The organism is Phocaeicola sp. RTP21198st1_B8_RTP21198_201120, from assembly GCF_040929485.1.
Lineage (GTDB): Bacteria > Bacteroidota > Bacteroidia > Bacteroidales > Bacteroidaceae > Phocaeicola > Phocaeicola dorei.
In genome coordinates this window covers 1-1,146 of record NZ_JBCOCI010000219.1, presented here as the reverse complement: position 1 = coordinate 1,146, position 1,146 = coordinate 1, and the positions used below count along the sequence as shown (strand labels likewise).

Annotated in this window: 1 protein-coding gene and 1 pseudogene; both read right to left on the bottom strand. The window is 45.8% G+C overall.

What is annotated here, in order from left to right; translation table 11 throughout:
• Positions 1-89, bottom strand: a pseudogene (locus AB5935_RS24715) (methylglyoxal synthase); the annotation flags it as partial.
• Between the two features lie 54 nt (positions 90-143).
• Complete coding sequence (locus AB5935_RS24710; RefSeq protein WP_004308109.1) at positions 144-962, bottom strand: arginase family protein; 819 nt, start codon at positions 960-962, stop codon at positions 144-146.
• Positions 963-1,146 lie beyond the last annotated feature (184 nt).

Here is a 1,146-nt window from a genome sequence, read left to right as displayed (position 1 = left end):
CGTTCCGAGTTCCAAAGAACCCATTCTATCATGTCCTTTTTCATTGCATCGTGTGCAACCAGACCGATTTTACGAACAATTGTTTTCATCATAATAATAAAATATGGTTTATGTGATAATATAATTAACAATATCCAACAGCTTTATAAAAAACAGGAGAATGACTGTATGAGTTTGAGCAGTTCCTTGTTCGCCCGGCTGTCCACGGTGGCTTCCCGCCTCTCCTCAAACAAAGTAAGCGTTGCGGAGCATTCCCCGCAGATATCAATGCCGACTACACGTTCCTTTCGAAGGACAATTGCCAGTAATTCCTCCAGTTCCTGCAGGCTGAAAGACCCTTGATCCCAGTCTGTTACTGCGGATGCCGGGTTCAGGACATCCTTGTCTATGGACAAGTAAACCGGTCCTTCAATATACGCAGAGGAGAAATTGCGCCAGCCCTTCTCGTGAGCTAACGTCGCTTCGCTATAAAAACTGACTCGTTGTCCGTATTCTTCCGGTACGGTGCGTATCAGTTTGTCCGATGCACCGACTATCACCACTTTCTTGCAAAGCATATTCCAGTCTAACATGTCTTTTACCCAGCTCCCACAAGAAAGCATGCCCTTGAACAAGGGAGGCTGCATGTCGGGGTGATGGTCGAATACAATCAGAGAGAACGGAACTCGAAGTTTGTCTGTCCATAATTTGGTCAGGTAATGATAATTGCCCGAATCAATGAAATGGATACCTTCCGCTGGATAACCGGCAATCACCCGCTTCAATTTTCGTATCCCCTCCTTGTCACAGTAACCTCTCGTTCCAGAAAGGTGACGGCAGTCTAGCCAAATGAACTGATTGTTCCGTGCAAATACCTCATGGGCATACACACCGGTGAAGTTCATGATGACAACCGGCCAGACGGTTTCTCGGTCCGCCTTCTTCTTACACCGTCCATTTGTCAGTAACTCTTGCTTATTCATGTCCGTTCAGAACCATCGTACATAACAAAAATCTTGCCGGTGAGGTAACAGGGGATGGTTGGGATACATTCTGAATGCCTGTTTGAAGCTTCCAGCGCTGAACATTCTGGTTATTGCCTTGAAAGTGTATAGGTTTCCGTCTTTGGATGTCAAAGAAAAAGTAATGACCTCATGGATGCGATCC

Bases quoted from the DNA above. Each gene is read 5' to 3' on its own strand.
- AB5935_RS24710 (WP_004308109.1), bottom strand. From the start codon at position 962: ATGAATAAGCAAGAGTTACTGACAAATGGACGGTGTAAGAAGAAGGCG.